Here is a 25,189-nt window from a genome sequence, read left to right on the forward strand (position 1 = left end):
GTACAGTCGCTCACACTCGACTACACAAAAATTGCCGCATTTTGCGCAGGTTATCCGGTAATCCCCAGCACATTCCCTGTTCAATTAACATGGAGGGAATAGGAATATTTGGTGTTGCTTCTACCATATATATTAGTAAGGTACCATTTCCCATATCCTGAAATTGTAGGTTGGCATAAAAATCTTCAAATGTTCCTCTCTCCATCCTAAACTGTATTTGCTTTCCCAAAACTTCTACCACACTTAGATAAATCTCTACTTCAGCTGTGAAAAATAAGAAGGCCTTCTGGGCACTCTGGTATAAAAACTTAACATTTCCTTTACTACTATTTCCCTTGGATATGACTTCGCTTTTAGTCAAATCGGGAAAATACTGTACCCACCGTGAATATTGTGTTATTTGCTCCCACACATAAGAACGCACTAAAGGTAAATACATGGAAGCAGTGACAGCACCACCCCAAGCATTATGGGGGCGAGTTTGTACTAGGATTTCCCCCTCCATGAGTGATTTTTGTTTGTCTTGACTCAAAAACATATATTTCCGCCTAGCTACAATAGTTGTTACATACCTCTCCAATTAATTACATTCTGCTGAGTGGATTTTCTGGATATGATTTGAGCAGAATCAGTTTCAGGAATAGTTAAGTGAAACAATCTTCTTTCAATCGTCAGTTAACTCAGTTTGTGGGTATCCTTATAGGTATGGGAATAGCCTTGTTCATACTTAGGGGTTTACGAATTATTACTTTTCTACCCGGTGGCGTCATTGGACTATTATTTTTGGGGGCGATCGCAATTGGTGTTTTAAGCTACCTACAAACAAAATGGTGGCGATTTTAAATTTGTGTATTATTAAACAAGCCAACCTGCGGCATCCACTGGGGGTGCATGGCAGGTGGCTAGGCTATATAATAAACTTATTTAAAACGGCGTTTCCGTCTGGCGGCCACAGCTTTCCGTTTGCGCTTTTCCAGGGGGGTCTCAAAGTGACGATGATACTTAACGTCAGCTAAAATACCAGCTTTAGAAACCTGGCGTTTGAACCGACGTAGGGCTGAATCTATTCCTTCGTTTTCTCCTAGAACCACTTGGGTCATTCTTGGTCTGTCCTCAATTTATCAATAATATCCATTGTCATATTACTCCCAAATCTAGGGAGCTGGTTGCAAACCGGTTTCAAACACTCTCTTGGTCAATAGAAAGTGCTAACTGGTACAAATAACGGCGAGAAATAGATGTTTCTTGAGCCAACTGTCTGCTGGCCTGGGAGCGAGACACTCCCTGTTTGATTATTTGTGAGAGTTCAGCCCTCAGTTGAGCTTCTGTAATTTCAGGTTGACTCGGTGACGCTCCCGCTACTACTAAAGTATATTCCCCCTGGGGATCCTTTTCCTGGTAATAAGCGATCGCCTCTTTTATGTCTCCCCGCCAAATTTCTTCATATAATTTAGTTAACTCCCTAGCCATCACCATGGTTCTATTTACACCTAGAATCTGTCCCAAATCCCCCAGTGTCTCTCTTAACCGATGGGGTGATTCATAAAACACCAAAGTTCTAGTTTCCGTTAACAAGGTTTCCAAATATTCTCGTCTATGCTGACGCTTAGCCGGTAAAAATCCATCAAAAACAAAGTTACTTGTTGCCAACCCAGAAACACTTAAAGCCGTAATAGCCGCTGTAGCACCGGGAATAGGAACAACATCAATTCCTGCAGCGATACAAGCTGTAATTAACTCATGACCTGGGTCAGAAATTCCTGGCATTCCCGCATCACTCACCAAGGCGATCGCCTTACCATAATGTAAATAGGTCAAAATTTCGGGAATGCGGCCAGTGCGATTATGTTCGTGATAACTGATTTGGGGGGTGTGAACTTGAAAATGCTGTAATAATTTTCCTGTGTGTCTAGTATCTTCCGCTGCAATTATGTCCACAGCTTGTAAAATTCGTACCGCCCGAAAGGTCATATCCTCCAAATTTCCAATGGGAGTGCCAACGATATATAATGTTCCCGGTTTTGGTTCAGCTTGCATAAATTTCATTTCCAAACAACTACTCAGGGGAGAACGCCTACCCAAATGTCATGTTTATCCATCAAACGGTTTGATACCCATGATTTCCGATGAAAAAATCTGCTTTATTTATTGGTTTAATCACCCTGGACCTAATTTACCTAGCCGAATCACCACCTAAGAATAATCAAAAATTAGTTGCCATGGACTATACTGTAGCAGCTGGTGGGCCTGCAACCAACGCTTCCGTTACATTTAGTTATCTAGATAATAACTCTACAATTTTAGGTGTTTTAGGTTCCCATCATCTGACAAAATTAATTAGCACAGACTTAGCCAACTATGAAGTCAAAATAATCGACTTATATCCTCATAAAAACACACCGCCTCCCGTATCCTCAATTATTGTTACCCAACAAACAGGGGAGCGGGCAGTAATTTCCCTGAATGCGGTCAAAAGTCCTGGGGAGATCAGCTCAATTCCCAGCAACATATTAGAGGGTATAGATCTAATTTTAATTGATGGACATCAAATGGTTGCCAGTAAAACCCTCGTCATGAAGGCCAAAAATCAGAACATTCCCATTGTCATGGATGGAGGTAGCTGGAAAGAAGGACTGGAAGAAATTTTGCCCTATATCGACTATGCCATTTGTTCAGCCAACTTTCAACCTCCTCCATGTGAAACCCGTCAAGATATTTTTACCTATCTCATGGGATTTAACATTCCCTATATAGCAATCACCCAAGGAGAAAAACCTATAGAGTATTATAGCATTGGTCAAACAGGTTCTATCCATGTACCTCAAATCAAAACTGTTGACACCTTGGGCGCTGGAGATATTTTCCATGGTGCTTTTTGCCATTACATTCTACAATCTAGTTTTACCATGGCCTTGGCATTAGCCAGTCAAATTGCAGCTAAATCCTGTGAACTATTTGGCACACGGCGGTGGATGGAGGAGCAAAAACCGTGATCGATTTACAACACATACTAAAAATCACTCGTGGAGTCAGCTGGGGAGCAGCCAACCTACTCAGGTCCTATTATCGGGGAACCGTGGGGGATGGAAACCTAGATATTAAATATGAACAGGATGCTCCTGTAACCATAGCAGATCTGGCAGTTAGTGAGTACATACTCTCACGGTTGCAAGCAGCTTTTGGTCAAGAAAAATTTGGTTATATCTGTGAAGAAACTTATAAAAGTCAACCGGGTCAACACCCTGCAGAATTGGTTTGGATTATAGACCCCCTAGATGGGACAAAGGATTTTATTGGTAAAACCGGAGAATATGCCCTACATATTGCTTTAGTACAAAACAACAGAGCAATTTTAGCAGTTGTAGCTATACCAGAAGCAGAAAAAATCTATTATGCTACCAAAGGTGGTGGTACTTTTATGGAAACAGCCAATGGCTGCCAGCAACTAAAAGTAAGTAACAACAAACTAATAGAAGATTTAATTCTGGTAGTCACCCGTTCCCACAGAAATGAGAGGTTAGAATATTTACTGGCAAATCTTCCTTGTAAACAACAAAAAGCTATTGGTAGTGTGGGTTGCAAAGTGACCGCTATTGTTGAAGCACAAGCAGACGTTTACATTTCCCTCTCCGGTAAGTCCGCCCCCAAGGACTGGGATATAGCTGCTCCCGAACTAATTTTAACGGAAGCAGGAGGTAAATTTACTCATTTAGATGGCAGTCCCTTAGAATATAACACCGGTGATGTGAACCAATGGGGTTGTTTACTGGCTAGTAACTTTCCGGAACATGAAATACTATCCCAGAAAGCCAAAGAAATATTAACTGAATTTGCAACATAGCACTAAAGCAAAACTTTTTGAGAAAATGTTACTCATTTTTAAGTTCATCGCCAAAAACTATGCTATACTTACGGATAAAAGAATTATTTTCGGTTGAGTAATTCGTTTTAAAATTACTTTAATGCGTCTCTCCGAATCTAACTCTCTACACTGTCGGTTTGGGAGACCATTACTTTATGTCGATTTATGTTGGAAACCTGTCCTATGATGTGACATTAGAAGATCTGAAAAGTGCTTTCTCTAAATATGGCAACGTGAGCAAAGTGCAGCTACCTACTGATAAGGAAACAGGTCGTCCACGGGGGTTTGGTTTTGTAGATATGTCCAGTGAAGCTGAAGAGAACGCAGCAATTGATGCTTTAAATGGTGCAGAATGGATGGGTAGACAACTAAAAGTAAACAAGGCTAGACCCCGTGAAGAAAGATCTTCCCAGGGTACTTGGGGAGGAGGACGTTCTGGCGGTGGTGGTCGCGACCGTCGTTATTAATCCTGATTAATCCTGTAAGGAAAGATTTTTAAATATGGGGTTGTAAAGGTTATGGACTCAGTTCAGTACCTGTTAGAACTTGCCTTCGGCATTTTTACTGTCTAGTTTGTAAGTATTAACTAAAAAGGAGCAACAATAATGACACAAGTAGTTTTAGGGGAAAATGAAGGAATTGAGTCAGCTTTGCGTAGGTTTAAGCGGGAAGTTTCCAAAGCGGGAATTTTCCAGGACATGCGCAAAAACCGTCATTTTGAAACCCCATTAGAAAAAGAAAAGCGAAAAGCAATAGCTAGACACAAGCAACGTCGTCAGCAAAGAACTCGCTTGAAGTAGTAGCGGTTTGAAGCACTCCCCGACCGGAAGGTACGGGGAATACTCATATATAATATAAACAAATCCTAAATAGTTCTACTATTGTACTAAAACATCAAACCGCGCATTTTGCCTATCATTCGCTCCGCAATTTGATGGAAAGGAGTTTCTCCATAGAGCAAACGAGCGGCAATATGGGTGGCGGTGGGGCGAGTAACTATTTGCTGGTAGCAAAAGTGAGGCCATTGATAGTAAAATCGCGCCATTTGCAGTGCCGCGTCAAAGTTAGCAGCAAACTCATGGTGAATTCGCTGGGTATAACTAGAAGTGGTGTTTGTAGCAACGCACTCAGCTGCAAGCATTCCACTTTTAACCGCATGTAAAATTCCGTCCCCAAAAAAGGGATTAATTAGTCCCGCAGCATCCCCAGCTAAAAGAATTTTGCCATCAGGAGTGTGGCATTTTTCCCTACCATCCCATATGGGTAAAGGATGACCATGAAAACGGATTAATTCTGGGTTGTAAGAGATATCCATAAAGTCTAGATACTGACAGATAGCCTGCTGGAGCTGGTCACGAATGCTGTGGTCACTACGACAGTCACGGCGATCGGGTCGAAACAGTCCCGCCCCCACATTCAAATGGTCTTCTTTCGGGAAGATCCACCCATAGCCATTAGGAACAGCACCGTATTCCAAGTGGATCACATCTGGACGTAGATCCTTGGGGTGATCCTGCGTCCAATTATAAGGGTATTCCACCTCCATGGCCAGGGCCATGGTCCTCTCTCGTCTCAAGTTAGCTATTTTGGCTGTGATCCCATTAGCTCCGTCTGCTCCAATCACATAAGGAGCATAAGCTACAAATTCCCCCCCTCCTATTCCACTATCACTCTTAAAAGATCGGGCACGAACAATGACACCATGGGAGTCAATTTCTAAAGACTTAACTGCTAGTCCATCCCGTAAATCCGCTCCTGCTTGTGCTGCTTGTCGCGCTAAGGCATTATCAAATACTGAACGCTGCACCATCCACAACTTGAATTCTGGTTCGCTCCCCGGTGGGTTAATTGCACCTAAAATTGGATGGTCAAACTTCCATGTGTGCCGCATATAGTTGACTTGACAAGCCACTACTGCTTCCGGGACTAAATCAGGTAATAGATTCCCTAATACAGCAGGCATTCCTCCACCGCATGTCTTGTGACGTGGTAGAGGGTACTTTTCAATTAGCGCTACTTTAAGTCCTGTTTTAGCTGCCATCCATGCTGCCGTTGTACCGGCTGGACCTGCTCCACAGACAATCACATCGTAGTTTAACACAGCAAATTTACCCCCGGTGTTGTAAAGTCCCCATTCCCCAAGTGGTTTATTCGATCACACGGTCAATTAAACCATATTCTTTGGCTTCTTGGGCTGACATAAAGAAATCCCTATCCATATCCTTTTCAATTTTAGATAGGACTTGACCAGTATTGTCAGCATAAATTTGGTTGAGCTGATGACGGATACGTAGAATTTCCCTAGCTTCGATTTCAATGTCAGAAGCTTGGCCACGAGTACCACCGGAAGGTTGGTGAATCATAATTCGGGAATGGGGTAGAGCTAAACGTTTACCCTTCGCTCCAGCAGATAGGAGGAAGGATCCCATGGAAGCAGCTAAACCAACACAAATTGTAATGACTTCCGATTTAATGTACTGTATAGTATCATAAATTGCCATTCCTGCAGTTACAGATCCACCAGGAGAATTGATATACAGGTAAATCGGCTTGGTCTGATCATCGGAATCTAAGTAAAGCAAATAGGCAACAATGGCATTAGCTATACCATCATCTACCTCTTCAGTGAGGAAAATAATTCGCTCCCGAAATAGACGATCCTCTAGATCAATCCATTGCTCGTAATTACTACCAGGAAGACGATAGGGAACTTTGGGAATACCAATGGGCATGACAGTTTAATAGAATAATTAGGGTTTAGACGTACTTTATCTGTGGGTTATAGCTGCTTAGTATTTTCTAAGACACGATCAATTAACCCATATTCCCTAGCTTCTGGAGGGGTCATGTAAAAAATACGCTCACTATCCTGAGCAATTTTCTCGCGAGACTGTCCAGTATTGTGGGAAAAAATATCCAGAATCAGGGATTTTTTGCGTAGAACCTCCTGTGCATTCACTTGAATATCCGTAGCTTGACCCCGGGTAGCGCTGCGGAACTGTGCCAAAGCAATACTGCAATGGGGTAGACTCACCCGTTTGCCCTTGGCACCAGAGGAAAGCAACAAAGCAGCCATAGATACAGCTTGTCCCAAGCAAATGGTAACAATTTCTGATTTAACGTGTTGGATAGTATCATAAATTGCCAAACAAGCATTTGTGGACTCCATTCCCGCCATCTCACTAATCATACCAGCCATAACAGGATCACCAAAGGAGTTGATGTAAAGGTAGATAGGTTTGCTTGAGTCCTCTGAGTCAAGATACAGCAGGGAAGAAATAAGAGAATTGGCCAGATCGGTGGTGAGTGGCTGATTCAAAAACAAAATTCGTTCCTGAGCCATACGGGTGTATATATTTACCCATTGCCAGGAATTACTACCGGGAATGTTATAGGGGACTCGGAGGGCGGCATTGACGGACATACGGATAATAAAAAACGACTAGAGATTTGGGCAGCAACCGGGGTTAGTTTTCGTTCTAAACAGGTATGGGCAGGGGCTTAGGCAAATCCTTCATACTTTCCAAAACACGGTCTATTAAACCGTATTCTTTGGCAGCTTGTGGAGTCAAATAGAACATTCTTTCCATATCCTTAGAGATTTTTTCCGGTTGCTGTCCCGTGTTTTTGGAGAAAATATCTAGAATTGCCGCTTTGTTGGCCAGGACTTCCTTGGCATAAATTTGAATATCCGTAGCTTGACCTCTTGTACCGCTACGGGGTTGATTGAGAACTATTGTAGCATGGGGCAAACTGGCACGAAACCCTTTAGTGCCACAGGAGAGAATTAGTGCTGCTGTACCTATGGCCTGACCAATACAGATAGTATGTACAGGAGTCTTAATGTAGTCTATGGTATCACAAATGGCAAAGGCTTCCGTTTCATAGCCAATAGCATCTCCAGTGTACCAAGATGTACCTGTAGAGTTGATGTAGAAAAAGATGGGTTTGTCTGGGTTGTCAAACTTGAGATACAGTAGTTGGGCAATAATCAACTTGGTGACATCAACCCCCATTTGGCGTTTATATTCGTCTGGAGAAACCAAGGGTGTGCCCAGATAGACTATTCTTTCCTTTAGCAGTAGGGAGGCTAGGTCTGGTGGTGGTGTGCGGTACCAGTTGTCGCTGTAGTAGGAGGTTTGGACAGCTTTGATGGGAGAAGTTTCCATGAACTAAATTGCCTGAGTCTATATTCTTAACTGTATGTATTACATCCTAGCGCGATCCTCAGATTAGTGAATTATTTGCCCACTAAGATTAGTTCTAAGATTTAGTTAATGGTGCATGAGTTGAGTCGAGGTTAGAATTATCTTGTGTAGCGGAGTTTGATTAGATCCTTTTTCCCATACCTTTCTGTATTACATCTACTTCAGTGTGAAATTATTTAGTATATAATCTGTTTAGGATAATGGTTTATGAAGGTCAATTTACAGCCCAGTCTCAATAATACTAATGTGGATGCCAGTAAATCTGGTAGTCAACGCCTGGTGGCTATTTCTGTTTCCGCTGTTGGAGAAACTATAGATTCAAGAGTCCCTTTGAACCTATGTTTGATTTTAGACCACAGTGGTTCCATGAAGGGCCAACCTGTGGAAAATGTCAAACGAGCTGCTTGGTTACTGGTTGATAAGCTTAGGGATCAGGATAGATTAAGCATTGTGGTGTTTAATCACCGGGCAGAAGTATTGCTGTCTAATCAAACTGTTGTAAATAGAGATTACATTAAACAACAAATTAATCGTCTGTCAGCAAATGGGGGAACATCCATTGATGAGGGATTACGATTGGGAATTGAGGAGTTGGCTAAGGGAAGAAAGCATACTATTTCCCAAGCCTTTTTGCTCACAGATGGGGAAAATGAACATGGTGACAATAATCGCTGTTTAAAATTTGCCCAGTTAGCTGCTGATTATAATTTGACTGTTAACACCTTGGGATTTGGCAATAATTGGAATCAGCATATTTTGGAGAAAATTTCTGACGCTGGACTGGGAAGTTTATCTCATATTGAACACCCCGATCAGGCAATGGATAAGTTTAATAGTTTGTTGACGCGAATGCAAACTGTGGGACTGACTAATGCTTGTTTGTTATTTTCACTAGCACCAAATGTGCGTTTGGCTGAATTTAAACCTGTTGCTCAAGTGGCTCCAGATACGATTGAATTACCAGTGCAAATGGAACCAGATGGACGGTTTGCGGTTAGGTTAGGAGATTTAATGAAAGATGTGGAACGGGTGATATTAACTAATATTTATCTGGAACAATTGCCCGAAGGTCAACAGGCGATCGCTAATGTACAAGTACGTTACGATGATCCTTCTGTAGATAAAACCGGATTATATTCCTCAAATCTACCAGTGTATGTCAACGTGGAACGCACCTACCAAGAAAATATTAGTCCAAAAGTGCAAAACTACATTCTAGCTTTAGCTAAGTATCGTCAAACCCAGTTAGCAGAAGATAGATTGCAGCAGGGAGACCGTTTGGGAGCAGCAACTATGTTACAAACGGCCGCAAAAACAGCTTTGCAAATGGGTGATGCTAATGCAGGGACGGTACTACAAAATTATGCAACTCGTTTACAAGCTGGAGAGGATTTGTCAGCAAGCGATCGCAAGAAAACCAAAATTGTCTCAAAGACCGTATTACAGGATCCTACCTCTACATAAACCTTCAATGAAAATTCAACTACTGTCTGCACTGAACAACACTAATATAGACGCTTCCCAAGGCAATAGTCAGCGTCAACTAGAAGTTTCCATTTCGGCCATTGCTGATGAACTAGACACCAGTTTAACCTTGAATTTGTGTCTGATTTTAGATAAAAGTGGGTCTATGCATGGTGAATCTATGAGCATGGTAATTCATGCAGTAGAGCAGTTAATAGACCAACTCCAGTCTGGGGATAGAATTGCCATTGTGGCTTTTGCTGGGAGTGGGGAAGTAATTATTCCCAATCAGATAGTTAAAGACCCAAAAACCATTAAATCTCAGCTACACAACCAACTAAAAGCTGGGGGAGGGACCATAATTAGTGAGGGACTTTCCCTGGGAATTACAGAACTACTCAAAGGAAGTAAAGGTGCTTGTTCTCACGCTTTTCTACTGACAGATGGGTATGGTGATAATGGGTTCAAAATTTGGCGGTTGCAAATAGGACCAAATGACAATCAACGCTGTTTGGAACTAGCACAAAAAGCTGCCAGACTCAATCTCACTATTAACAGCTTTGGCTTTGGTGATCAATGGAATCAGGATCTGCTAGAAAAAATCGCCGATGCTGGCGGAGGTACTCTAGCTTACATAGAAACTCCGCAAAAAGCTATAGAGCAGTTTAACCGGATATTTAAACGCATTCAATCCGTGGGATTGACTAACGCCCATTTGTTATTATCCCTGGTTCCCGGTGTGCGACTAGCTCAGCTCAAACCAGTGGCCCAAGTCGCTCCAGAAACCATTGAATTGCCAATTAGTACAGAACCCAATGGCACCTTTGTCTTTCGGTTGGGAGATTTAATGAAAGACGGAACACGGAGAGTGTTAGCAAATATTTATTTAGGTAGCTTGCCAGAAGGTGAGCAAATAATTGGACATATTCAAGTTCGTTACGATAATCCGGCTGTGAATAAAGAAGCTATCCTTTCACCCCTTATCCCAGTATATGCTAATGTTACCAAAACTTACCAGCCAGCCAATAATCCAGACGTATTAAATTCAGTTTTAGCATTAGCCAAATATCGCCAAACCCAAGTCGCAGAAACAAAACTAGAATCAGGCGATCGCACAGGAGCGATAACCATGTTACAAACAGCTGCCAAGACAGCATTACAAATTGGTGACAGTCGTGGTGCAACCGTATTACAGAGTTCTGCGACCCGTCTGCAAAATGGAGAAGAACTTACAGATGGGGAGCGGAAAAAAACGAGAATTGCTTCTAAAACAATATTAATGGATTAGATGGATTAGTCAGAGATGGGGATAAAAACAAGAATGCAAATGAGTAATAATTACTATATATTATTAAATGATATTAAATAAAGTTTTGTGAAGTGAGGGCTAGGAATGTACATAGTACAAATTGCCTCAGAATGCGCTCCAGTAATTAAAGCTGGGGGGTTAGGGGATGTTGTCTACGGACTTAGCAGGGAATTGGAAGGGAGGGGAAATACAGTTGAACTAATACTACCCATGTACGACTGTATGCGATATGACCATGTATGGGGATTACATGATGCTTATTTAAATTTGTGGGTGCCTTGGTTTGGCGCAGCAATTCACTGTTCAGTATATTGTGGTTGGGTACATGGTAGAGTGTGTTTCTTCATTCAACCCCACAGTCAAGACAACTTCTTTAATAGGGGTTGTTACTACGGTTGTAATGATGACAATATGCGATTTGCCTTTTTCAGTAAAGCCGCCCTGGAGTTTTTATTACAGAGTAATAAAAGGCCAGACATAATTCATTGTCACGACTGGCAAACCGGACTAATTCCCGTCATGTTGTATGAAATTTATAAATACCATGGCATGGAATATCAAAGAGTGTGCTACACCATTCACAACTTTAAACATCAGGGAATGGGGGGTGTAGAAACCCTGCAAGCAACCAACTTAAACCGACCGGAATATTACTTTCAGTACGATAAACTAAGAGATAACTTTAACCCCTTTGCCATCAACTTTATGAAGGCGGGGATCAACTATGCCAATGCCATCACCACAGTTTCACCAAATCATGCTGTAGAAGCACAAACCACAGAAGTAGGTTGCGGACTGGGACACACATTGTATTTGCAAAAAGACAAATTTAGTGGAGTTCTAAACGGTATTGATTATGACTTTTGGAATGCGGAAATTGACCGTTATATTCCTCATAATTACAGCTGGGATGATTTTGAGCAAAAAGCCTATAACAAAAAAGCCTTACGAGAACGACTGATGTTACAGGATGATGATAGCAAACCCATCATCGCCTATATTGGTCGCTTGGATAATCAAAAGGGTGTACATCTTGTGCACCATGCCATTTATTATGCCCTAAATCAAGGAGCGCAATTTGTACTTTTAGGTTCAGCCACCGAACCAGCAATCAACGCTCATTTTCAACATGAAAAACAATTTTTAAATAGTAACCCAGATGTTCATTTAGAACTAGGATTTAACGAAGAACTATCCCATCTAATTTATGCGGGATCGGATATGATAGTTGTCCCCAGTAATTATGAACCCTGTGGATTAACTCAGATGATTGGGTTAAAATATGGCACAGTTCCCATAGTTAGAGGTGTGGGTGGATTAGTAAACACGGTTTTTGACAGAGATTACGAAAAAAACCTACCCCCAGAAAGGCGTAATGGTTACGTGTTTTATAACCAAAACGATCAAGGTCTAGAGTCAGCCATGGGTAGAGCTATTGACCTATGGAAGGAGCAACCAAAGGAGTTTGAAAAGTTGGCCATTCAGGGTATGCAGTATGACTACTCCTGGAATCTTCCCGGGAAAAAATACTTAGAGATCTATGATTGGATAAGACACAAATGGTAAATTTGGTAAATCTTCTGATATAAGGTAGGAGGGGGAAGTTTTTTTGTCAACTCCCCTCTCCAACAACTCTATTTTTGAGTTACCATACTTGGGTTATAACACTTGAGTTAGAATACTTACAGTAAACTAAGTGGGTGGGTGGAATTAAATATAGGATGGGTTTCATACTTCAACCCGTCCTACAAATAGTTGTGCTTACCTACTTACACGCAGTATATATTAATTAGTATATTAATGCTACATGAACCATAAAGATGAATATGATGTAATAATTATTGGTGCTGGACACAATGGTTTAGTATGTGCCTCTTACCTGCTCAAAGCTGGTTATAGTGTTCTACTACTAGAAAAGCGTTCCGTTCCCGGTGGTGCAGCTACCACAGAGGAATGTATTCCAGACCAAGCACCAGGGTTTAAATTTAATCTTTGTGCCATTGACCATGAGTTTATTCACCTAGGTCCAGTGGTGGAAGAATTGGAGCTAGAAAAATATGGTTTGGAATATCTAGAGTGCGATCCAGTGGTTTTCTGTCCCCATCCAGATGGTAAGTACTTCCTAGCTCATAAATCCCTAGAAAAAACCTGCGCGGAAATCGCCAGATACAGTCCCAAGGACGCTAAAAAATACGCAGAATTTACTCAATATTGGCAAAGAGTAATTAATGCCATGATGCCCATTTTTAATGCTCCACCAAAATCAGTTGTAGAGATTTTTGGTAACTACAATCTGGAAAAATTCAAAGATTTATTTTCTGTTGTTGGCTCTACTCAAAAAAGTTTAGATTTTATTCGCACCATGCTTACAAGTGCAGAAGATATTTTAAACGAATGGTTTGATGAAGAGTTTTTAAAAGCTCCCCTATCAAGACTAGCATCAGAACTGGGAGCACCACCATCGCAAAAAAACCTAGCTATAGGCGTAATGATGATGTCCATGCGTCACCACCCAGGAATGAGTAGACCCCGGGGAGGTACGGGTGCTTTAATCAAGGCACTAGTAAATTTAGTTACTGCTAAGCAAGGTAAAATCCTCACGGATCAGTTGGTAGAAAAAGTCCTCATTGACAATGGTGAAGCCGTGGGCGTGCGGGTAGCTGGTGGTAAGGAATATCGTGCTAAATATGGAGTAATTTCTAACATTGATGCTCAACGATTGTTTTTACAACTAGTCGATCCCACCGAAGTAGACGATGCGGATCCCCAACTGCGAGAAAGATTAGAAAGACGGATCGTCAACAATAATGAAACTATTTTAAAGATAGATTTAGCCTTGGATGAGCCTTTACGTTTCCCCTACCATGAACATAAAGATGAATATTTGGCTGGGTCCATTCTAATTGCGGACTCCATGCATCATGTAGAACAAGCTCATAGTAAATGCACTTTGGGGGAAATTCCCGACAGCAACCCGTCCATGTACGTGGTAGTGCCTAGCTTTTTAGACCCCAGTTTAGCTCCAGAGGGAAAACACACGGTGTGGATTGAATTTTTTGCCCCCTATCAAATTGCCAATGCCCAAGGTAAGGGTATAAAGGGAACAGGTTGGACTGATGAATTAAAAAATCGGGTAGCAGATAAAGTGGTAGAAAAGTTGGCCACCTATGCTCCTAATGTGAAAACCGCCACTATTGCTAGAAGGGTAGAAAGTCCAGCCGAATTGGGGGAAAGACTAGGAGCTTATAAAGGTAATTATTATCATATTGACATGACCTTAGACCAAATGATATTCTTTAGGCCCCTACCGGAATTGGCCAATTATAAAACTCCTATTAACAATTTATTTTTAACGGGTGCGGGAACCCATCCTGGTGGATCCATTTCGGGAATGCCCGGACGTAATTGTGCCAAGGTGTTTCTCCAGTCCAAACATCCCCTTACCCAGACCCTTAAAGACGCGGGAAACTCCATCAAGTCTACCATGGCTTCTGTGTTTGGCATTAGTTAACCTGGGTCAATTGATGCCGAGTAAACGGGGGACAATGGCAAAACCACCATAATAGAATAATATCATATAAATCTAGTTGAACAGAAAACAGGAGAAAAAAAACCCATGGGCAAGGTAGTCGGCATCGACTTGGGTACAACCAACTCAGTAGTCGCCGTGATGGAGGGTGGCAAGCCGGTGGTGATTGCTAATGCTGAAGGTATGCGAACTACTCCCTCAGTTGTAGGTTTCAGCAAGGAAGGTGAAAGAGTTGTAGGACAAATGGCCAGAAGGCAAACAGTTCTCAATCCCCAAAACACGTTTTTTGCCGTCAAACGATTTATTGGACGTAGATATGGAGAACTGAATCCCGATTCTAAGCGTGTACCCTACACCATTCGTAAGGATGAAATGGGCAATATTAAGGTTGCCTGTCCCAGATTAAATAAGGACTTTGCCCCGGAAGAAATTTCGGCAATGGTGTTGAAGAAATTGGCCACTGATGCTAGTCGCTATTTGGGTCAACCCGTCACTGGGGCCGTAATCACCGTGCCTGCCTATTTTAATGATTCTCAACGGCAAGCCACCCGCGATGCTGGTAGAATTGCCGGGTTGGAGGTGCTGCGTATTCTTAATGAACCTACTGCTGCTTCCCTAGCATACGGATTAGAACGAGGTGATTTGGAAACCATACTTGTTTTTGATTTGGGGGGTGGCACTTTTGATGTCTCCATACTAGACGTGGGTGATGGTGTGTTTGAGGTTAAATCCACTAGTGGTGATACTCAGTTAGGTGGTAATGATTTTGACAAAAAAATAGTGGATTGGTTAGCGGAACAGTTTTTAGCCACAGAAGAGGTAGATTTAAGAAAGGATAGACAAGCTTTACAACGTTTAATGGAAGCAGCGGAAAAGGCAAAAATTGAACTTTCTAATGTGAGTGTTACGGACATTAATCTGCCTTTTATTACTGCAACAGAGGATGGACCAAAACATCTGGAAACTAGACTAACTCGCTCCCAGTTTGAAGGTTTATGTAGTGATTTACTCACTAGGATTCGTAACCCAGTTAAACGGGCACTTAAAGATGCCGGAATTTCACCTGTGGATATAGAAGAGGTAGTATTAGTTGGAGGGTCTACCCGAATGCCAATGGTGAAGCAGCTAGTGCGGGATTTAATTGGCATTGAACCTAGTGAGAATGTTAATCCGGATGAGGTAGTAGCTGTGGGCGCGGCCATTCAAGCAGGGATTCTGGCTGGGGAAATGAAAGATGTTCTACTTTTGGATGTTACTCCTCTTTCCCTAGGTTTGGAAACTATTGGCGGTCTGATGAAAAAACTGATTCCCCGTAATACTACTATTCCCGTTAGGCGGTCCGATATTTTTTCCACATCAGAAAATAATCAAAACAGTGTGGAAATTCATGTGGTTCAGGGTGAAAGGGAAATGGCGTCGGATAATAAATCCTTGGGAAGGTTTAAGTTATATGGCATCCCTCCCGCTCCTCGAGGTATACCTCAAATTCAAGTATCTTTCGATATAGATGCTAATGGTATTTTGCAGGTCATGGCCTTAGACCGCACCACTGGTAGGGAACAAAGTATTACTATTCAAGGTGCTTCTACTTTAAGTGAATCCGAAATTAACAGAATGATTCAGGATGCTCAGAAGTTTGCTGATGTTGATCGTGAGCGGAGAGAGAGAGTGGAAAAACGCACTCGATCTGAGGCTCTCATCTTACAAGCAGAAAGACAGTTAAGAGAAGTGGCCTTGGAAATGGGTATGCAGTTTGCCCGCAACCGTCGTCAGCGTATTGATAATATTTGTCGTGAACTGCGGGAAGGTCTCAAAGAAAATGATGACCGGGGTATTGATCAGGCTTACTCAGACCTGCAAGATGCTCTGTACGAGCTAAATCGCGAAGTGCGGGAGTATTATGCTGAGGATGAAGATGAGGATTTGTTTGGTGCTATCCGCGAGATTTTCATGGGTGAAAAAGAAAAACAGCCAGAATATCCCAGAGAACCCTATCGGGAATCCCGTTCCTATAACAGAGACTATGGTAGGGATAGTACCAGGGGTCAGAACTATGGTCAAAACAACCGTTCCTCCCCATCTTATAATAATGAGCCCCGTCCCACCCGTCCCAGTTACCAAGATAATTGGGATGACGAGGATGATGATTGGCTATAAATTCCCTAACCAAAATCAAAATATCTGTTTCCCTACCCCACCACTGATAACTGATTATGCAAAATTTGCAGAATTTCCGTGATTATTACGAAATTTTGGGAGTGCCCAAGGATGCTTCCAATGAAGAAATTAAAAAGGTTTATCGTCGATTGGCTAGACAGTATCACCCCGATCTCAACCCCGGTAATAAGGAGTCCGAGGAAAAGTTTAAGATGATTGGGGAGGCCTATGAAATACTTTCCGATTCTGCTCGTAGATCCCAATATGACCAGTTTAGTCGCTACTGGCAACAAAGAGGTTTTACAGGTGCTAAAACAGCTGCTAGATCTAAGAGCTGGGGTAGTAACCGCCCTAGTGAATCTAGTAACCAGGGTGTCAATCCAGCTGATTTTCCAGATTTTGAAAGTTTTATTAATCAGGTTATAGGTGTTAGTAGTCGTAAGGAGGCTAAGAAAAGCCCTCATACAACTACTCAGGACCCTTTTGGTAATCCTCGTACTAAAGTCGCTTATACTGTTAATAATCGTACTCCCCCTAGAGATATTGAAGCTAGATTGACTTTGCCTTTAGAAAAGGCTTATCAAGGCGGTAATGAAAGAATACGCCTGGAAGATGGGCGATCTTTGGAAGTGACTATGCCACCTGCTATGCTCACAGGACAAACTATCCGCTTACGCAATCAGGGAATTAGTGGGGGTGATTTATATTTAAAAATTACTGTTGAACCTCACCCGTTATTTAAAATGGAGGGCTTTAACATTTCTTGTCAGGTACCTGTAACCCCCAGTGAGGCGGTTTTAGGTGGCCAGGTGGAAGCACCTACTTTAGATGGTCCGGTAAAAATGACTATTCCTCCCGCAGTCAGGTCTGGTCAAAGATTCCGGTTGGCAAACAAGGGTTATCCTATGGAAGGTGGTAAACGTGGTGACCAATTAGTGGAAATTCAAATCATCACCCCCAAAAATATTAGTGATGAGGAGAGACAACTTTATGAGAAGTTACGGGAAATAGAAAGCTTAAAGCCTACCAGATAGGTGGGTCTGTTCTTGACTAAGTGAAAGAAATAAGTTATAATCCCCTTCTGTAAATGCCAAGTGCAATTAAGGTGAACCACAACTGTGAATCAAACTGGAGAAGAAGTACAAAGCGATCGCCCTAACTATTACACTTTGTTGGGACTTCACCCCTGGGCATCAGTAATTGATATCCGCCGCGCTTACCGGGAAATGAGTAAACACTATCATCCAGATACTACGGAACTTCCCGCGCAGGTTGCTACTGCTAAATTCCAGCAGATTAACGAAGCTTATGCTACTTTGAGTAATCCTGAACGTCGTTTGAGTTATGATTTAAAAATTGGTTATTACAGATTTGGGGTTATTCCATCACCTACAAATTTCAATGATTCAATTCCCAAACCCCATGATTATTCTAAGTCTATGTATTTAGAGGCGAGCGATCGCCCTTTATCATCTGGAGAACTATTTATACTGCTTGTACTAGGTCTAACAATAATAGGTTGTTTGATACTAGTAATCTTAGTGGCAGTTATAAGAGGTGAGCCAGGTTTTTCCATTGATCTATAGTGATTTATTGATTTTTAATTATCTATGTTATCCCCAGAGACCCCCCTATATAATCATCCTTTACCACAAATTGAAGAGTGGTTAAAGCACCAAGGTTGTCAACAAGACGAAACAGAACTACATTGTTGGCGTTTAAAAAAGCAAACATGGCAGGCAGAATTATGGCTAGATATCGAGCAGCTGACAGTAAGGTACATTCAAGCGGGAGAAAATGGTCAAGATATCCAACGTTCCTTTAGGTATTCCCTAAGTCGGAAAGATATAGAGCAAGCGGTTTTTTCCGGTCCTTGATTTTATACCCCACCGAACCGTCGTTCTCTTTGTTGATAAGCACGTAGAGCTTGATGGAATTGGTTCCTGTCAAAATCTGGCCATAAAGTATCAGTGATATAAATTTCTGCATAAGCCATTTGCCAAAGCAAGAAATTAGATAAGCGCATTTCTCCACTGGTACGGATGAGTAAATCCGGGTCTGCAATTCCTGCTGTGTACAAGTGACCAGCAAATAACTCCTCAGAAATTTCCTCTGGGTTTAATAAGCCCTCTTTAACTTTTTGAGCAATAGCTTGACAAGCTTGTACAATTTCTTGTCTACCACCATAATTGGTAGCCACAGTAAACTTAATACTTTGATTACCCCGAGTTTGTGCCATAGAGTGGGAGATTTCCCGCTGCAGTGCTACAGGTAAGGCCTGTAAATTACCAACAAACTGAATTTCCACATTTTCCTCAACCATTTCCCGTAGTTCTTGACGTAGGACCCCTTGGAAAAGAGTCATTAAAAATTCCACCTCTTCATGTGGTCTATTCCAGTTTTCCGTAGAAAAAGCATAAGCAGTTAGAGCTTGAATTCCCCAATCCTTACAACAGCGTAGCAAGTTCTTGAGAGCGTCCACACCCCGCTTGTGACCCATAATTCTAGGAAGACCCTGACCTTTAGCCCATCGACCATTGCCATCCATAATTACGGCCACATGTTTAGGCAATAATTCTGATTTTAAATCGGGAGGTAAATATAGAAGTTCAGTTTGTTGTATTGTCATTTTTCAGTCTGATTTTTTTTGGCAAAAGATAATGGTAATCTAAATAAACGGAAAACAAATCTAAAAATTTGACTAGCAATTTGACTAACTAAACCGAAAACACCAGGTGCAACGACTTCCCGATCTACAGTAGTAGAAAAACGAACCTCCAGAGACTCCTTCAGCTTTCTAATTGTCAGTGGTCTATATAAGGTTCCCCGTTCCGCTAGGGAAATAGAACCAGTTTCTTCTGATACAACAACACAAATACAATTTTCTACTCGTTCAGTGATTCCCATAGCTGCTCGGTGTCTTGTTCCCAACTGACGGGAGGCCGTACGTCCCGAAAGTGGTAAAATTATACCCGATGAAATAATCCGTGAACCACGAATTAAAGTTGCTCCATCGTGTAATAGGGTTTTAGGCTGAAAAATCGTCTGTAGAAGTTCTTTAGATACTTGTGCATTTAACTTTACTCCTGGTACGGAAAAGTGCCGCTCATCGATAGGTTCAGTAGTCTCCAAAATTAACAAAGCACCAATACGATTTTTGGAGAGTTCTTTGATAGCATCAACAATTTCATCAATTACGCTGTCAGATTTAGTTACTGTTAATCGGTGAGGTTGAAATAACTGTCCAAACTCCCCTCTTCCTAGTTGTTCTAGGAACCGGCGAAATTCCAACTGTAATGACACGGCCATGGCCACCGCACAACCAATAACTAGCTTCTCTAAAACAAAATTGAGTAAAAGGAGGTTTAAAGCTCCACTTATTGCTGAAGCCAACATTAAAAAAATAAACCCCCTCACCATCCATAATGTTCGACGTTCGCTAATAATTACCAGAATCATATATGTCAAACCGACTACCAAGAGAATATCCAGAGTCCCAATCAGCAAGGACTGTGACCATCCTAAGTTTGTCGTCAGCCATTGCTTCCACCAGTTTCTCATGACATCTGGATAAACTAAGGTTAATAACCACCGCTCTATAGGATCTACCCAAAGCTACAAGGGACTCGCTCCTTGATGACTCTCTCAATTACTTCTAATTATTTGAGTCTTTCCGGTAAACAATCTTGTCGGATGATGTCTTGATAGGTTTCCCGTTGCAAAATTAAATTTGCCTCTCCATTGGCTACTAGAACAGCTGCTGGACGGGGTAAACGATTGTAGTTGGAGGCCATACTGTAATTATATGCTCCCGTTGTCATAACTACCAGCACATCCCCTGGCTCAGTTTTTGGCAGTTGGACATTTTTAATCAGAATATCTCCCGATTCACAGTGTTTACCCGCTAATGTAACCGTTTCTGTGAGAGGGGCAGACATTTTATTGGCTACCACTGCTCGATAGACCGATTGATATGTAATTGGACGGGGATTATCGGACATCCCTCCGTCAATTGTTACATAGGTACGAATATCCGGAATGGTCTTAGTTGAACCAATAGTATAAGCAGTTACACCAGCTGTAGCAATAAGCGATCGCCCGGGTTCACACAAAAGTTTAGGTAAGGGTAAGTTTTCTTCAGCGCAAACATTTTGAACTACTTCACAAATTGCCCTAGACCATTCTTCAATACTTGGGGGATCATCGGACTCGGTATACTTAATTCCCAGACCACCACCAACATTTAGCTCTGCCAATTCTAGATTGTATTGTTTTGCTTCACGCAACCACTGTACCATTACAGCGGCTAAATCTCGATGGGGTTGACGTTCAAAAATTTGGGAACCAATGTGAGCATGTACACCCACACAGTATAGCCTTGACTGTTGACTGACAAAGCTAAATACCTCTGGTAAGTCATTGGGGTCAAAACCAAATTTGCTATCTAAATGTCCAGTACGGATATATTCATGGGTATGACATTCAATTCCCGGGGTTAACCGTAACATGATCCTGATTTTTTTAGCCTGGTCCTGTTCATCCTGCTCTAGGATAGCTACCAGAGTCTTTAATTCGTACCAGTTATCAACTACAATTGTGCAGCCTGTCTCCACGGCAAAAATCAGTTCATGGTAAGATTTATTATTGCCATGAAGGTAGATTTTGTCCGCACTCATACCCGCAGCTAAAGCAGTGTAAAGTTCCCCACCAGATACCACATCTATTCCTAAACCTTCTGAAGCAACAATGGCACAAACTGCTAAACAGTTCCATGCTTTAGAAGCATACAATACTTGGGATTGTCCTTTGTAATATTTATTAAAGGCGTCTCGATATTGTTGACAAGCGGTGCGCACAGTTAGTTCATCGAGGATATAGAGGGGAGAGCCAAACTGTTGGACCAGAGTTTTAACATCACACCCGCCAATTTCCAGGAAATCATGATCAATAACTTTGGCACTTACAGGTAGAAGTTGCTGATTAGGAGAAACACTGGTAGGAACATCTACAATAGATAGATACTGATGACCGGAAGGTTGAACCTTGACAGGGTAAGTCGATACCATAATTAATTAAAATTTGTCCTGATTAAAGCGTTGATTTTTGAGTTGGTTAGGGTTAACTTTTGATGGTGGGAGCTAAACTCCTGAATTCCACTTTATCAAAAAACCTAGCCAAAAGCTCTAAAAAGAAGATAGAACAGGAGAAGTATGGTGAAATTATCGGAATTAAAAATTGAACCCGTGACCTTAGAACATTTAACTGACCTGCTAGAACTTGATCAGGCTTGTTTTGATGGTCTGTGGACAATAGAGGGCTATCGCCAAGAAATAGAAAATATTAGTAGTCACTTCCTCGGTTTATTTTCACTAATTCCCGGCCATGACTTGCTAGGAATAGGTTGTTTTTGGTCAGTTTTGGAAGAAGCACACATTACCATTTTAGCTGTGCATCCGGAATATCAGGGTCAAGGTCTAGGACAAGCCCTATTATACTCTCTGATAAAAGACGCAGTAGATATGGGATTAGAACGGGCTACACTAGAAGTTCGTGTTTCTAACGCCCCAGCAATTTCCTTGTATAAAAAGTTTGGGTGGAAAACTGCTGGCATTAGACCCCGTTATTATCAGGATAATCAGGAAGATGGTTTAATTTTATGGATTTCTCAGTTACAACACCCCCATTTTCTCCAAACATTAGAGAAATGGCATGTTCTTGTCCAAGAGCGTCTGCGTCAATTCTCCTGGCTATTAATACAAGAGGAGAATTAGTAGATCAATCATCAACAATTGAAAATTCTTCTCTGTTTTGGATAACAATATCTTATGTAAAGTTTTACTAACTTTTAATAAAATTATTATAGATTGACAAAGCAGCGACCAGTGTGATATTGGATTTCATTTGGGAATAAAGGTGAAAAAATAGGAGAAAAAGTAGTCTGTCCTTGAGCCTAGTGGGGAAAAAGCTAGTGAATTAGACCTCCACAGCCAACTAGCTGCCAAAAAAGTCCAAGGATCAACCCATGGGCAAAAGTGATAGTTACTGGATATCTATTTTGGCAACAGGGATATCCAAAAGTTTTGCTTGTGCTAAAATCGACGTACCGGCACGACGCAGGTGATGGGAAGGATGCCATGTTTGAACGCTTCACAGAAAAAGCCATTAAGGTAATCATGCTGGCCCAAGAAGAGGCCCGCCGTTTGGGTCACAACTTTGTCGGAACCGAACAGATCCTCCTGGGTCTGATAGGGGAAGGAACAGGGGTGGCCGCCAAGGTGCTAAAGTCAATGGGTGTCAATCTCAAAGATGCCCGAATTGAGGTAGAAAAAATCATAGGTCGGGGATCCGGCTTTGTGGCTGTAGAAATTCCGTTTACACCACGAGCCAAAAGGGTTCTGGAGCTATCCTTAGAAGAAGCACGCCAACTAGGGCATAACTACATAGGCACCGAGCATCTGCTGTTGGGTCTCATCCGTGAAGGGGAAGGCGTAGCAGCCAGGGTGCTAGAGAACCTGGGTGTAGATTTGTCAAAGGTGAGAACCCAAGTAATTAGGATGTTAGGAGAAACTGCGGAAGTTACTCCTGGCGGTTCTTCGGGTCGCACAAAAACCCCGACCTTGGATGAATTCGGCTCTAATTTGACTCAAATGGCCGTAGATAACAAGCTTGATCCCGTGGTGGGACGCGCCAAGGAAATCGAGCGTGTGATTCAAATTTTGGGTCGCCGGACTAAAAATAATCCGGTGCTGATTGGTGAACCTGGGGTTGGTAAAACGGCCATTGCTGAAGGTTTGGCCAGCCGCATCGCTAACAAAGATGTCCCGGACATCTTAGAGGATAAGCGTGTTGTTACCCTCGATATTGGTCTCCTGGTAGCAGGAACTAAGTATCGTGGGGAATTTGAAGAGCGCCTAAAGAAAATCATGGATGAAATCCGCCAAGCGGGTAATGTCATCCTGGTAATTGACGAGGTTCATACCTTAATCGGTGCAGGTGCTGCTGAAGGAGCTATTGATGCTGCTAATATTCTCAAACCAGCTTTAGCCAGGGGCGAATTACAGTGCATCGGTGCTACTACCTTGGATGAGTATAGGAAGCACATCGAACGAGATGCAGCCTTGGAAAGACGTTTCCAACCTGTAATGGTGGGCGAACCCTCTGTTGATGAAACAATAGAAATTTTATATGGGTTGCGCGATCGATATGAAGCGCATCACAAGTTAAAAATCTCTGATGAAGCTTTAGTAGCAGCAGCGAAATTATCTGATAGATATATTAGCGATCGCTATTTGCCAGATAAGGCTATCGACCTAGTTGATGAAGCAGGTTCTCGTGTTCGTCTAATTAATTCTCAGTTACCTCCAGCAGCTAAGGAGCTAGATAAGGAACTGCGGCAAATATTAAAAGAAAAAGATGATGCTGTGCGTTCCCAAGACTTTGACCGTGCGGGAGAACTGCGTGACAGAGAAATGGAAATTAAGGCGGAAATTAGGTCGATCGCCCAAAACAAAGCTAATGGAACCAGTGCGGAGGGGGTTGAACCGGTAGTAACTGAGGAAGATATCGCTCATATTGTGGCTTCCTGGACCGGTGTACCAGTGAATAAACTCACTGAATCCGAATCGGAAAAGTTACTACACATGGAAGATACCCTACATCAGCGTCTTATTGGTCAAGAGGATGCGGTTAAGGCCGTTTCTCGAGCCATTCGTCGCGCTCGTGTGGGTCTAAAAAATCCCAATCGCCCAATTGCCAGTTTTGTCTTCTCTGGTCCCACTGGAGTAGGTAAAACCGAATTAGCTAAATCTCTGGCGTCTTACTTCTTCGGATCGGAAGAAGCAATGATTCGCTTAGACATGTCCGAGTACATGGAGCGTCATACCGTTAGTAAGTTAATTGGTTCGCCTCCAGGTTATGTCGGCTACAATGAAGGTGGTCAACTCACGGAAGCGGTACGCCGTCGTCCCTATACTGTAGTGCTGTTTGACGAAATCGAAAAGGCACACCCGGATGTATTCAATATGCTGCTGCAAATTTTAGAAGATGGTCGTTTGACCGATGCTAAAGGACGCACAGTGGACTTTAAGAACACCTTGTTAATTTTGACTTCTAACATTGGTTCTAAGGTAATTGAAAAAGGTGGTAGCGGTATTGGCTTTGAGTTTGCCGAAGATGCAGCTGAATCTCAGTACAATCGTATTCGTTCCTTGGTGAATGAAGAACTCAAGCAGTATTTCCGTCCTGAGTTCTTAAACCGTCTGGATGAAATTATTGTCTTCCGTCAGTTGAACAAGGCTGAAGTCACCGAAATTGCCGACATCATGCTCAAGGAAGTGTTTGGTCGATTGACGGAAAAAGGTATTGCCTTAGAAGTGAGCGATCGCTTTAAAGACCGTCTAATCCAAGAAGGTTATAGTCCTAGCTATGGTGCCAGACCATTACGTCGAGCAATTATGCGATTACTCGAGGATAGTTTAGCAGAAGAGATTCTGTCTGGACGAATCAAGGATGGGGACATTGCTTACGTTGACATAGACGAAAATGGTGTTGTCCAAGTAACAGCTAGACAGCGACCGGAGTTACTTGCTCCAACTATTGAGCTGTAGTCCGGAGTTTTTAAAAACTGAAACACCTTAAAAACCAGTAAACGGTGGGGAAAT

The 25,189-nt window shown here is 42.2% G+C and carries 25 protein-coding genes; 15 read left to right on the top strand and 10 right to left on the bottom strand.

The window, feature by feature from the left end:
- Positions 1-10: 10 nt before the first annotated feature.
- Positions 11-538: an SRPBCC family protein gene (locus tag IAR63_RS12900; RefSeq protein ID WP_187705551.1), complete on the bottom strand. Its 528-nt coding sequence runs from the start codon at positions 536-538 to the stop codon at positions 11-13.
- A 110-nt stretch (positions 539-648) separates the two neighbouring features.
- Between IAR63_RS12900 and IAR63_RS12905 the strand changes: the two genes are divergently transcribed.
- Positions 649-843 carry a hypothetical protein gene (locus tag IAR63_RS12905; protein WP_006277638.1) on the top strand — a complete coding sequence of 65 codons (195 nt, stop codon included), beginning with the start codon at positions 649-651 and terminating at the stop codon, positions 841-843.
- A gap of 77 nt (positions 844-920) precedes the next feature.
- Here the strand turns inward: IAR63_RS12905 and rpsU (IAR63_RS12910) are convergent, their stop codons facing one another.
- Positions 921-1,100: a 30S ribosomal protein S21 gene (gene rpsU, locus IAR63_RS12910; RefSeq protein WP_008226419.1), complete on the bottom strand. Its 180-nt coding sequence runs from the start codon at positions 1,098-1,100 to the stop codon at positions 921-923.
- A 79-nt stretch (positions 1,101-1,179) separates the two neighbouring features.
- A complete protein-coding gene (rsmI, locus tag IAR63_RS12915; protein WP_187707462.1) occupies positions 1,180-2,037 on the bottom strand; it encodes a 16S rRNA (cytidine(1402)-2'-O)-methyltransferase in 858 nt (285 codons plus the stop codon).
- An 89-nt stretch (positions 2,038-2,126) separates the two neighbouring features.
- Between rsmI and IAR63_RS12920 the strand changes: the two genes are divergently transcribed.
- The 4 genes from IAR63_RS12920 (at position 2,127) to rpsU (IAR63_RS12935) (ending at position 4,662) form a co-directional block, all read left to right on the top strand.
- Positions 2,127-2,993 (top strand): sugar kinase, encoded by an 867-nt coding sequence (locus IAR63_RS12920; RefSeq protein ID WP_187705552.1) that lies wholly within the window; start codon positions 2,127-2,129, stop codon positions 2,991-2,993.
- On the top strand, positions 2,990-3,841 hold the full coding sequence (locus tag IAR63_RS12925; protein WP_187705553.1) for a 3'(2'),5'-bisphosphate nucleotidase CysQ family protein: 852 nt from the start codon (positions 2,990-2,992) through the stop codon (positions 3,839-3,841). Before IAR63_RS12920 ends, IAR63_RS12925 begins: the two co-directional genes overlap by 4 nt.
- A gap of 176 nt (positions 3,842-4,017) precedes the next feature.
- On the top strand, positions 4,018-4,329 hold the full coding sequence (locus IAR63_RS12930) for an RNA recognition motif domain-containing protein (protein WP_006277633.1): 312 nt from the start codon (positions 4,018-4,020) through the stop codon (positions 4,327-4,329).
- A gap of 138 nt (positions 4,330-4,467) precedes the next feature.
- Positions 4,468-4,662 (top strand): 30S ribosomal protein S21, encoded by a 195-nt coding sequence (rpsU, locus tag IAR63_RS12935; RefSeq protein WP_006277632.1) that lies wholly within the window; start codon positions 4,468-4,470, stop codon positions 4,660-4,662.
- Between the two features lie 86 nt (positions 4,663-4,748).
- Here rpsU (IAR63_RS12935) and IAR63_RS12940 read toward each other — a convergent pair whose 3' ends face one another.
- Genes IAR63_RS12940 through IAR63_RS12955 form a run of 4 tightly spaced genes read right to left on the bottom strand, consistent with a single transcriptional unit; the run spans position 4,749 to position 8,031 of the window.
- Positions 4,749-5,963: a geranylgeranyl reductase family protein gene (locus IAR63_RS12940; RefSeq protein ID WP_187705554.1), complete on the bottom strand. Its 1,215-nt coding sequence runs from the start codon at positions 5,961-5,963 to the stop codon at positions 4,749-4,751.
- Positions 5,964-6,009: 46 nt separating this feature from the next.
- Positions 6,010-6,594: an ATP-dependent Clp protease proteolytic subunit gene (locus tag IAR63_RS12945; RefSeq protein ID WP_187705555.1), complete on the bottom strand. Its 585-nt coding sequence runs from the start codon at positions 6,592-6,594 to the stop codon at positions 6,010-6,012.
- A 47-nt stretch (positions 6,595-6,641) separates the two neighbouring features.
- Positions 6,642-7,286 (bottom strand): ATP-dependent Clp protease proteolytic subunit, encoded by a 645-nt coding sequence (locus IAR63_RS12950; RefSeq protein WP_096546095.1) that lies wholly within the window; start codon positions 7,284-7,286, stop codon positions 6,642-6,644.
- Between the two features lie 55 nt (positions 7,287-7,341).
- The gene (locus IAR63_RS12955; protein WP_006277627.1) at positions 7,342-8,031 is read right to left on the bottom strand and encodes an ATP-dependent Clp protease proteolytic subunit; all 690 of its coding nucleotides are present in this window, start codon (positions 8,029-8,031) and stop codon (positions 7,342-7,344) included.
- A 246-nt stretch (positions 8,032-8,277) separates the two neighbouring features.
- Here IAR63_RS12955 and IAR63_RS12960 point away from each other — a divergent pair, with 246 nt between their 5' ends.
- The 8 genes from IAR63_RS12960 (at position 8,278) to IAR63_RS12995 (ending at position 18,406) form a co-directional block, all read left to right on the top strand.
- A complete protein-coding gene (locus IAR63_RS12960) occupies positions 8,278-9,534 on the top strand; it encodes a vWA domain-containing protein (protein WP_187705556.1) in 1,257 nt (418 codons plus the stop codon).
- A gap of 7 nt (positions 9,535-9,541) precedes the next feature.
- Positions 9,542-10,822, top strand: a complete 1,281-nt coding sequence (locus IAR63_RS12965) for a vWA domain-containing protein (RefSeq protein ID WP_187705557.1) — start codon at positions 9,542-9,544, stop codon at positions 10,820-10,822.
- A gap of 105 nt (positions 10,823-10,927) precedes the next feature.
- Positions 10,928-12,409: a glycogen synthase GlgA gene (gene glgA, locus IAR63_RS12970; protein WP_187705558.1), complete on the top strand. Its 1,482-nt coding sequence runs from the start codon at positions 10,928-10,930 to the stop codon at positions 12,407-12,409.
- A gap of 241 nt (positions 12,410-12,650) precedes the next feature.
- Positions 12,651-14,354 (top strand): beta-carotene ketolase CrtO, encoded by a 1,704-nt coding sequence (gene crtO, locus IAR63_RS12975; protein ID WP_187705559.1) that lies wholly within the window; start codon positions 12,651-12,653, stop codon positions 14,352-14,354.
- 105 nt (positions 14,355-14,459) lie between these two features.
- Positions 14,460-16,529: a molecular chaperone DnaK gene (gene dnaK, locus IAR63_RS12980; RefSeq protein WP_187705560.1), complete on the top strand. Its 2,070-nt coding sequence runs from the start codon at positions 14,460-14,462 to the stop codon at positions 16,527-16,529.
- Positions 16,530-16,585: 56 nt separating this feature from the next.
- Positions 16,586-17,563, top strand: a complete 978-nt coding sequence (locus IAR63_RS12985; protein WP_187705561.1) for a DnaJ C-terminal domain-containing protein — start codon at positions 16,586-16,588, stop codon at positions 17,561-17,563.
- Positions 17,564-17,647: 84 nt separating this feature from the next.
- The gene (locus IAR63_RS12990; protein WP_187705562.1) at positions 17,648-18,115 is read left to right on the top strand and encodes a J domain-containing protein; all 468 of its coding nucleotides are present in this window, start codon (positions 17,648-17,650) and stop codon (positions 18,113-18,115) included.
- A 24-nt stretch (positions 18,116-18,139) separates the two neighbouring features.
- Positions 18,140-18,406, top strand: coding sequence for a DUF3143 domain-containing protein (locus IAR63_RS12995; protein WP_006277619.1), 267 nt, complete (start codon positions 18,140-18,142; stop codon positions 18,404-18,406).
- A gap of 2 nt (positions 18,407-18,408) precedes the next feature.
- Here the strand turns inward: IAR63_RS12995 and IAR63_RS13000 are convergent, their stop codons facing one another.
- The 3 genes from IAR63_RS13000 to lysA all read right to left on the bottom strand — a co-directional run bounded on the left by IAR63_RS13000 (position 18,409) and on the right by lysA (position 21,595).
- Positions 18,409-19,158 (bottom strand): isoprenyl transferase, encoded by a 750-nt coding sequence (locus tag IAR63_RS13000; RefSeq protein ID WP_187705563.1) that lies wholly within the window; start codon positions 19,156-19,158, stop codon positions 18,409-18,411.
- Positions 19,155-20,090 carry a diadenylate cyclase CdaA gene (gene cdaA / locus IAR63_RS13005; protein ID WP_187705564.1) on the bottom strand — a complete coding sequence of 312 codons (936 nt, stop codon included), beginning with the start codon at positions 20,088-20,090 and terminating at the stop codon, positions 19,155-19,157. The genes IAR63_RS13000 and cdaA overlap by 4 nt, the downstream gene beginning before the upstream one ends.
- A gap of 98 nt (positions 20,091-20,188) precedes the next feature.
- Positions 20,189-21,595: a diaminopimelate decarboxylase gene (lysA, locus tag IAR63_RS13010; RefSeq protein WP_187705565.1), complete on the bottom strand. Its 1,407-nt coding sequence runs from the start codon at positions 21,593-21,595 to the stop codon at positions 20,189-20,191.
- Between the two features lie 144 nt (positions 21,596-21,739).
- On the opposite strand from lysA, the gene rimI reads away from it, so the two are divergent.
- Positions 21,740-22,300, top strand: a complete 561-nt coding sequence (gene rimI, locus IAR63_RS13015; RefSeq protein WP_187705566.1) for a ribosomal protein S18-alanine N-acetyltransferase — start codon at positions 21,740-21,742, stop codon at positions 22,298-22,300.
- A 363-nt stretch (positions 22,301-22,663) separates the two neighbouring features.
- Positions 22,664-25,135, top strand: a complete 2,472-nt coding sequence (locus IAR63_RS13020; protein ID WP_006277610.1) for an ATP-dependent Clp protease ATP-binding subunit — start codon at positions 22,664-22,666, stop codon at positions 25,133-25,135.
- The last annotated feature ends 54 nt before the right edge of the window (positions 25,136-25,189 follow it).

The organism is Cylindrospermopsis curvispora GIHE-G1 (assembly GCF_014489415.1).
GTDB lineage: Bacteria > Cyanobacteriota > Cyanobacteriia > Cyanobacteriales > Nostocaceae > Raphidiopsis > Raphidiopsis curvispora_A.